The sequence below is a fragment of the Faunimonas pinastri genome, assembly GCF_900110915.1.
Taxonomy (GTDB): Bacteria; Pseudomonadota; Alphaproteobacteria; order Rhizobiales; family Afifellaceae; genus Faunimonas; species Faunimonas pinastri.
On the sequence record NZ_FOFG01000005.1, the window covers coordinates 227,886 to 236,594 of the forward strand.

Annotated in this window: 6 protein-coding genes, 1 pseudogene and 1 riboswitch; of the genes and pseudogenes, 4 read left to right on the plus strand and 3 right to left on the minus strand. The window is 67.3% G+C overall.

Going from position 1 to position 8,709, the window contains the following annotated elements; genetic code table 11:
- Positions 1–18: 18 nt before the first annotated feature.
- Positions 19–1,056, minus strand: coding sequence for a bifunctional diaminohydroxyphosphoribosylaminopyrimidine deaminase/5-amino-6-(5-phosphoribosylamino)uracil reductase RibD (ribD, locus tag BMY25_RS09285; protein WP_092496349.1), 1,038 nt, complete (start codon positions 1,054–1,056; stop codon positions 19–21).
- Positions 1,057–1,142: 86 nt separating this feature from the next.
- Positions 1,143–1,295, minus strand: a riboswitch (FMN riboswitch).
- A gap of 257 nt (positions 1,296–1,552) precedes the next feature.
- Between ribD and BMY25_RS09290 the strand changes: the two genes are divergently transcribed.
- The 4 genes from BMY25_RS09290 (at position 1,553) to hemA (ending at position 6,815) form a co-directional block, all read left to right on the plus strand.
- Positions 1,553–1,720, plus strand: coding sequence for a DUF3311 domain-containing protein (locus tag BMY25_RS09290; protein WP_092496350.1), 168 nt, complete (start codon positions 1,553–1,555; stop codon positions 1,718–1,720).
- Positions 1,717–3,270 (plus strand): monocarboxylate uptake permease MctP, encoded by a 1,554-nt coding sequence (gene mctP / locus BMY25_RS09295; RefSeq protein ID WP_092496351.1) that lies wholly within the window; start codon positions 1,717–1,719, stop codon positions 3,268–3,270. The genes BMY25_RS09290 and mctP overlap by 4 nt, the downstream gene beginning before the upstream one ends.
- 211 nt (positions 3,271–3,481) lie before the next feature.
- A complete protein-coding gene (locus tag BMY25_RS09300; protein ID WP_092496352.1) occupies positions 3,482–5,323 on the plus strand; it encodes a cation:proton antiporter in 1,842 nt (613 codons plus the stop codon).
- A gap of 214 nt (positions 5,324–5,537) precedes the next feature.
- Positions 5,538–6,815, plus strand: coding sequence for a 5-aminolevulinate synthase (gene hemA, locus BMY25_RS09305; protein ID WP_092496353.1), 1,278 nt, complete (start codon positions 5,538–5,540; stop codon positions 6,813–6,815).
- Positions 6,816–6,887: 72 nt separating this feature from the next.
- Here hemA and BMY25_RS09310 read toward each other — a convergent pair whose 3' ends face one another.
- Both BMY25_RS09310 and BMY25_RS09315 read right to left on the minus strand, forming a co-directional pair.
- Positions 6,888–8,057, minus strand: a complete 1,170-nt coding sequence (locus BMY25_RS09310) for a pyridoxal phosphate-dependent aminotransferase (protein WP_092496354.1) — start codon at positions 8,055–8,057, stop codon at positions 6,888–6,890.
- Between the two features lie 157 nt (positions 8,058–8,214).
- Positions 8,215–8,709: pseudogene (locus BMY25_RS09315) on the minus strand (IS5 family transposase); the annotation flags it as partial.

The window sequence follows — 8,709 nt, forward strand, 5'->3', positions numbered from 1 at the left end:
GCGAATGCGTGAAAAGGATCAGGTTCGGGGCGATGAAACGGGCTCCCGGCGGCGGATGGTGACGTCGTCCGGCGCGCCGGGGCGGGCGGATTTGCGGATGACGACGTGCTCGTCCCAAAGCCCGCCATCGAGAACGGAGCGGACGATCTCCGGCCCGGCTTCCACCAGCACTTCGGTGGCGCCCGCATCGGCGAGGCGGCGGAGCGCGGTCGTGAGATCGTGCTCGACGCTGACGATGAAGCCCCGGGCCTTGGCCGCCTCGACATAGGCCTCGGGGACGCGGGCGCGGCGATCGAGAATGGCGAGGTGGCGGCGTTTGCCCGGAAAGTCCGCGACGCGGCGCACGGTGAATTCGGGATCGTCGGCCAGCACCGTGCCGGAGCCGGTAAGGATCGCGTCGGCGCGGCGGCGAAGTTCGTGGGCGAGCTTGAGAGAGGCTTCGGAGGTGAAGGTCTTGCGGCCGGCGGGCGGGATCATGTCGCCCGCCTCGTCCAGCGCCTGCTTGACGGTGACCCAGGGCAGGCCGGTCAGCGTTCGCTTGACGAAGGGGCCGATCAGGTCGGCGCAATCGGCGAGGAGGGTGTCGCGGTCGGGATGCGGGAGGTCGGCCAGCCTATGGACGGCCAGGCCCGCCGCGCGTAGCCGCGCCGCGCCGCCGCTCGCCACCGGATTGGGATCGGCCACGCCGATCCACACCTCGCGCGCCGGCGTCTCCAGGATTGCCCCGGCGCAAGGCGGCGTGCGGCCGGTGTGGTTGCAGGGCTCCAGCGTGACGACGAAAGTGTGGATGCGGTCGAGCGTGCCCGCTTCGCGGCATTGGCGGATCGCCAGCGCCTCGGCATGAAGCTCGCCGGCCCTGTGGTGCGCGGCAACGGCGAGCACCTGACCTTCGGCGTCGAGAATGGTGCAGCCGACGGGGGGATTGGGCGCGGTGGCGCCGACGAAGCGGCGCGCCTCATCAATCGCGCAACGGAATGCGGCGGCAATCGCCGCGGCGCGCGCGTGGTTCGTCCCGGCGTTTCGGGAAAGGCTGGTCAGATCGAAAACGGCACCCATTCCGACAATCCCCGCTTTTCAGGGACGCAATCCGGGCGCATGGCGGCCTGATACCGCGATTCCGAGCGGAATCGCGGTATCAGGCCGACCGTTCTCTCTCATCCGGACTATACCGTCGGCCCCGGGATCACACCGGGTCTGCTGACCCCGCAAGGTTTCCCCTGCGGGCGCTCGCGGGCTGATGCGCTTGAGGCGCAAACACCGCCGGTGGGGAATCGCACCCCGCCCTGAGAACGTCCCATCCCCCATCGGGAGGATGACTATCGGTTTAGTGTAGGAACCTGAGACCCGTCCGACAAGCGGGAAACCGCATGGCGCCACACTGTTTCCGCTCCGTGCCCGACTTCGCACGAGCTGGCAGCGCGGCGATTATCCCACACTTGCCCATGCGACGATCCGACCGGATGCAAGGCGTCTGGTCAGTCGGTTCCCGGCGATGCTAGATGTGGCAAGAAGAAGGCGGGAGCCGATCCAAGGCCCCGTCGGGGAGTGAGACATGCGATACCTGTTGCTGCTGCCCTTCATCGGGCTGCTGCTGGTCGGGATCTATAATTCCGACGCGCCGCGGCTCTTCGGCTTTCCATTTTTCTACTGGTACCAGCTCGTCTGGGTTCCCGTCACCGCGATCCTGATCTGGTTCGTGTACAGGAGCGTGCGTCGATGAACGGTGTCGCGACAAACTGGACGGCGCTTTCCGTCTTCATCGCCTTCTTCGTGCTGGTCACGGTGATGGGCTTCGTTGCCGCGCGCTGGAGGGCGGGCGATCTTTCCGAGCTGCACGAATGGGGCCTCGGCGGCCGACAGTTCGGCGCGGTCATCACCTGGTTCCTGGTCGGCGGCGACTTCTACACGGCCTATACCGTGATCGCCGTGCCGGCGCTGGTCTATGCGGTCGGCGCCTATGGCTTCTTCGCGCTGCCCTACACGATCCTGGTCTATCCCTTCGTCTTTGCCGTGATGCCCCGCCTCTGGGCGGTCTCGCGGGCGCGCAACTACATCACCGCCGCCGATTTCGCCGAAGGGCGCTACGGCAGCAAGTGGCTGGCGCTCGTCATCGCCATTACCGGCATCGTCGCCACCATGCCCTATATCGCGTTGCAGCTGGTCGGCATGCAGGTGGTCATCGGCGCCATGGGACTGGGCGGTGAAGGCTTCTCCGGCGAGATCCCGCTGATCATCGCCTTCGTCATCCTCGCGGTCTACACCTATACCAGCGGCATCCGCGCCCCGGCCATGATCGCCTTCGTCAAGGACATCATGATCTATATCGTGGTGATCGCGGCGGTGATCGTCATTCCGCTGCATCTCGGCGGCTACGGCGCGGTGTTCGATTCCGCCGGCAAGGCGTTCGCGGCAAAGGGTGGCGCGACCGGCCTGACGCTGCATTCCGGCCAGTTGCTCCCCTATGCCACGCTGGCGCTGGGCTCGGCGCTCGCCGGCTTCATGTACCCCCATACGATGACCGGCATCCTGAGCTCTGCCTCAGGCGACGCCATCCGCAAGAACGCGATCTTCCTGCCGATCTACACGATCCTGCTCGGGCTGATCGCGCTCCTGGGCTACATGGCGATCGCGGCCAACATCCACGTCTCGCAGAACTCGGCGGTGGTGCCGGCGCTGTTCCTGAACATCTTCCCGAACTGGTTCGCGGGCTTCGCCTTCGCCGCCATCGCTATCGGTGCGCTGGTGCCGGCGGCGATCATGTCGATCGGCACGGCGAACCTTTTCACGCGGAACATCTGGCGGCCCTTCGTCAACCCGAACCTGGCCGGCGCGCAGGAATCGCGGATTGCGAAGCTCGTCTCGCTCCTGGTGAAGTTCGGCGCGCTGATCTTCATCATCTTCCTGCCGACGCAGTTCGCCATCGACCTGCAGCTCCTCGGGGGCGTCTGGATCCTGCAGATCTTCCCGGCGGTGGTGTTCGGCCTGTTCACGGCGTGGTTCCGCTCGGAAGGCCTGCTGGTCGGCTGGGTCGCGGGTTTCGGCCTCGGCTCGTGGCTCGCCTATGTCGACGGGCTCAAGCCGGTGCACAGCTTCGTCATCGGCGGGGACAAGTACACGATCTATATCGGCCTAATCGCGCTGGTCGTGAACATCGTGGTGTCGGCGATCTTCACGCTGGTCTTCCGGGCGATCCGGCCGGTCTATGCCCGCGACGAGACGGTGGAAGCCGATTACGACGTGAACCGCATCGACGCGGAGCTGCGCGCCTGATCGGGCAGCCCAGCGGTTGAAACGACAAGCCCGGGAGCGATCCCGGGCTTTCTTTTTCAGAGATGCCGGGCTTTCTTTTCAGAGATCCCCAAGCTTTCCCCCCGGATGCGCCCGGGGCTTTTTCTTCGCTCCGTCAAAGACCGCGCGGAACGCAGCCCCGGCTGCCGCATTTCCCGGAGCCTGCCGCGGGAGCAGGCTCTCAGGAGAGCGAATGGAAACGGGCGTCGCAATCGCGGTCCTCTGCATCGTCGTGGGCGGCGTCGCCGCGCAATGGCTCGCCTGGCGGGTCGGCGTTCCCGCCATCATCCTGCTGCTCGCCTTCGGGTTCGCGCTTGGGCCGGTTTTCGGCGTCCTGCATCCGAGCCAGGCCTTCGGGCCGGCACTCCGCCCGCTGATCGGCCTGATCGTCGCGATCATCGTGTTCGAAGGCGGGCTGGCGCTGGATTTCCGCGAACTCAGGGCGGCCGGTAGCGGCGTGCTCCGGCTCACCGCCATCGCGCTGCCGATCAATCTCGTCCTCGGTTCGCTGGCCGCGCATTTCATCGCGGGCATGCCATGGCCGGTGGCGATCCTGTTCGGCGCGATCGTGGTGGTGACCGGCCCCACCGTGATCCTGCCGCTCCTCCGCAACACGCGGCTGGAGCAGCGAAGCGCCTCGTTCCTGAAGTGGGAGGCGATCGTCAACGATCCGGTCGGGGCGATCCTGACCGCGGTGGTGCTGGAGATCGTCCTGAGCGGCAAGGGGGAGGGCAGCCTCTCTCTGGTCGGCCTCGGCCTGCATGTGGGTGTCGGCATCGTCGCCGGGCTGGCGCTCGGCGTCGGGGCCGGCGCGGTGATCGCCTGGGCCTTCCGTCGCGACCAGATCCCGGAGGTGCTGAAGACGCCCGTGCTGCTCGCGACCGCGCTCGGCGTCTATGTCGTCCCCAACCTCCTGATGGACGAAGCGGGCCTGATCGCCGCCACGGTGTTCGGCGTGACGCTCGCCAACCTCCATGTGCCCGGTCTGGCGGAGCTTCGCCGCTTCAAGGAATCGCTGGTCGTCCTCCTGGTGACGGCGCTCTTCATCGTGCTGACCGCCGACCTCGATCCGAAGGTGCTGGGCTCCCTGTCCTGGCCCATCGTGGCGTTGACCGGCGCCATTCTCTTCGTCGTCCGGCCGCTGGCGATCTGGCTGGGCACCGTTCGCAGCGATCTGACCGTGCCCGAGCGCGTGCTGGTCGGCTGGATCGGGCCGCGCGGCATCGTCGCCGCCGCCGTGGCCGGCCTTGCCGGGCTGAAGCTGACGGAAGCGGGTTATGGGGGCGGCGAACTGATCCAGCCGACTGTCTTCGCCGTGATCGCCTCCACCGTGATCGTGCACGGGCTGACGCTGAAGCCGCTGGCGCGCCGCCTAAAACTCACCGCGAGTTCCGCCCCGACGCTGGCGATCCTCGGCGCCTCGCCCTGGAGCATCGACCTCGCCTCGGTGATTCATCGCCACGGCGGCGCGGTGGTGCTGATCGACACCTATCCCGGCGCGTTGATGCGGGCGCGGTGGCGGGGCATCCCGACGCTGCAGGCGGAACTGCTGTCGCGCCACGCGGAGGAGGAACTCGCCGCCCAGCCGATCGACTACCTGCTCGCGGCCACGCCGGACGACATCTACAACGCCTTGATCTGCTCGCGCCTGGGGCCGGAGCTCGGACGCGAGCGCGTGTTCCAGCTGGCGCCCACCGCCGAGCACATGGTGGACGCCGAGAAGGGCATGATGCGCGACTGGCGCGGCAAGGTCTTCGGCAGCTCGGCGCTGGACTTCGCCACCATCGCCGAGCGCTATGAGAAGGGCTGGCGCTTCCATGCGATCACGCCGGAGCCGGCTGCCGAAGCCGGCGACGAGAAAGCGGATAGGCGGACCCGGGCCGAGGCCGACGACATGGACGGGGTCGAGCCGCTGGTGGTCGTGCGCCGCAACGGGCGGCTGGACCTCCCCTCCGAGGAGCATGCGTTCGAAACGGTGCCGACCCCGGAGGACAGGCTGGTCGTGTTTCGCCCGCCGGCGGTTTCCGGCGCCTGACGGGAGGCCCCCGGCTTCCGCGTTCGGCGCCAGCGAGCGAGGCATTTGATCCAGAGCAAAGACGAAGCCCTTGCTCCGCGCTATCCAGGATACACTTATCGGAAAAGGCGCTATGTTTCGGATTCTGCCGCCGGGCGGGCAGGTCGCGTCAAGGTGCCGCTGGAAAAAGTTCACGGATCGGGATTAAAATGACCTGACCGGCTGGAGCGGGTGAATGTTCGATTACAAATCCCATTTCGAGAGCGCCGTAGAGGCCCTGCGGGACGAGCGGCGCTATCGCGTGTTTGCGGATCTTGAGCGACAGGTCGGCCGCTTCCCCAAGGCGATCTACCGGCGCGAGGGCAGCGACGAGCGTGAGATCGTCATCTGGTGTTCCAACGATTATCTCGGCATGGGCCAGCACCCCAAGGTGGTCGGCGCGATGCAGGACGCGGCCGGGCGCATGGGCGCCGGCGCCGGCGGCACGCGCAACATCTCCGGCAACAATCATCCGCTGGTCGAGCTTGAGCGCGAGCTCGCCGACCTCCACGCCAAGGAATCCGCTCTCGTCTTCACCTCCGGCTTTGTGTCCAACGAGGCGTCGATCTCCACGATCGCGCGCCTCCTGCCGGATTGCCTGATCCTTTCCGACCAGCTGAACCACGCCTCCATGATCGAGGGCGTGCGCAAGTCCGGCGGCCAGAAGCAGATCTGGCGCCATAACGACACCGCGCATCTGGAAGACCTGCTCAAGGCCGCCGGCCGCGAGCGTCCCAAGCTGATCGTGTTCGAATCCGTCTATTCCATGGACGGCGACGTGGCGCCGATCGAGTGGATCGCCGATCTCGCCGACAAATACGGCGCGATGACCTATATCGACGAAGTCCATGCCGTCGGCATGTACGGCCCGCGCGGCGCCGGCATCTGCGAGCGCGACGGCGTGATGGACCGCATCGACGTGATCGAGGGCACGCTGGCCAAGGGCTACGGCGTGCTCGGCGGCTACATCACCGGCACGTCGGCGATGATCGACGCGGTGCGCTCCTATGCGCCGGGCTTCATCTTCACGACGGCGCTGCCGCCGGCGCTTGCCGCCGCTGCCTGCGCCTCGATCCGCCACCTCAAGGAATCGACGGTGGAGCGCGAGGGCCAGCAGCGCCAGGCGCAGCACGCCAAGGAGCGGCTGTCGGCCGCCGGCCTGCCGGTCATGCCGTCGGAAACACATATCATTCCCGTGCTGGTCGGCGATCCCGAGCTCTGCAAGGCGGCAAGCGATCGGCTGCTCAACGTCCACGGCATCTATATCCAGCCGATCAACTATCCGACCGTGCCGCGCGGCACCGAGCGCCTTCGCATCACGCCGACGCCCTATCATGGCGACGCGCTGATCGAGGAGCTGACGGCCGCGCTGGTGGAGACGTGGAACCACCTGCAGCTGCCGCTCGGCGGCGAGGCGAGCCCGCATCACGCCGAGACGAGCTTCGCGCAGCTTTTCGCCGCTGCCGGCGGCTGATCGCTTCCGCATCGGACATGAAAAAGGCCGGCCCCTCGGGACCGGCCTTTTCTTTGAGCGCCGCTTGCCGCTTCAGCCGCCCAGCCAGTTGCCCAGACGGTTGGCGACCTCGTGCAGGTCGTCCGCCCGGCGGGCGAAGCAGAGGCGCATGAAACGCGAGCCGCTCGAGCCGAAGGCGGTGCCCGGCGCGATGCCGATCTTCGCCTCGTCGATCAGCCGGAAGGCGAGGGCGCGCGTGTCGTCCTCGCCGGCCAGCGCGAAGAACGCGTAGAAGGCGCCGGCCGGCCACGCGAATTCCGTGCGGTTGGATTGCGCCAGCGCCTCGCAGATGATCCGCCGTCCCTCCGCCGCGCGGCGGACCTGCTCGTCGACGAAGGCGTCGCCCTCGTCGAGCGCCGCGATGGCGGCCCGCTGCATGAAGGCGGCGACGCCGGAGGTGGAATACTGGACGAGGTTCTCCAGCACGTCTCCAAGCGCCGGCGGCGCACTGATCCAGCCGATGCGCCAGCCTGTCATCGCCCAGTTCTTGGAGAAGGTGTTGACGTAGAGGATGCGGTCGTCGTCCTCGGCCACGTCGTAGAAGGACGCGGCGCGGGGCGCGTCGAAGACGAAGCGATTGTAGACTTCGTCGGCGACGATCCAGATGCCCCGCTCGCGCGCCAGGTCGAGGATCGCCCTGAGCTGCTCCTTCGGCGCGGTCCAGCCGGTCGGGTTGGCGGGCGAGTTGATGAAGATCACCCGCGTCCTCGGGGTTACCGCCGCGACCAGCCTGTCGATGTCGAGGGTCCATTCGCGGCCCGCGAAATCGAGATCGACCTCCACCACGGTCGCGCCGGAAAGCGCGAGCGCGGCGGAGAAATTCGGCCAGGCCGGCGTCAGCACGATCGCCTCGTCGCCGGGTCCGGCGAGGGCGGAAATCGCGAGCTGGATGGACTGCATGCCCGAGCCCGTGACGAAGAAGCGCTCCGGCGAGAAGGGGCGGCCGAACTGCCGCTCGTGGTAGCGCGCGAGTGCGGCCCGAAGCTCCGGAATGCCGCGCTGCCATGTGTAGAAGGTCTCGCCGGCGGCCATGGACCGGGCGGCGGCCTCGCAGATGAAGGCCGGCGTGGAAAGATCGCCCTCGCCGACCCAGAGCGGGATCAGTCCCGGCCTGGTGCGACCGTAATTCGCCACTTCGACGATGCCGGAGGCGGGCGCCAGCCGTGCCTCACGCCGAAGTGATCCCAACAGATCCGAATTCATGCCGCCTCCGAACAGCGCCCGCCGGAGAGCGCTCCCGCCGTCTTAGCCGGCGAGCGGTCCGTCGTCCCGCGCAAGTTTTTGATGGGCGTCATCGCTTCCGTTGATCGAAGGTCAGACGGGACCGGCCGTTTCGGGCCCATCGCTTCGGCCTAATCGCCTAGGTCGTAGACTCATAAGCTCTCAGCCATAGGCGTGTTGAGGCGATCAGGAGGGCTGCGAGAAAGTTTCGGGCGAGCTTGTCGAAGCGCGTTGCGACACGGCGGAAGTGTTTGAGCTTGCAGAAGAACCGCTCCACGAGGTTGCGCCGGCGGTAGAGGGCTGGCTCAACGGAGCGCTGCACACGGACCCGGCTCTGGGTGGGGATATGCGCCTGTCCACCTGTTTTGGCGACAAGATCGAGGATAGCGCGGCTGTCATAACCGCGGTCCGCAACGAGTGCTCCGGCTGCGGGCAGGCCGACCAGCAGGTCCGGAACGGCGGTTTTGTCCGAAGCCTGGCCGGCGGTGATCAGCAGCCTCACTGGTAGGCCGTCCTGATCCACGACGGCGTGGATCTTCGTGCTCAGTCCGCCACGAGAACGGCCGATGGCGTGATCCGGACCCCCTTTTTACCGCCCGCCGCATGCTGGTGAGCGCGGACGATTGAGCTGTCG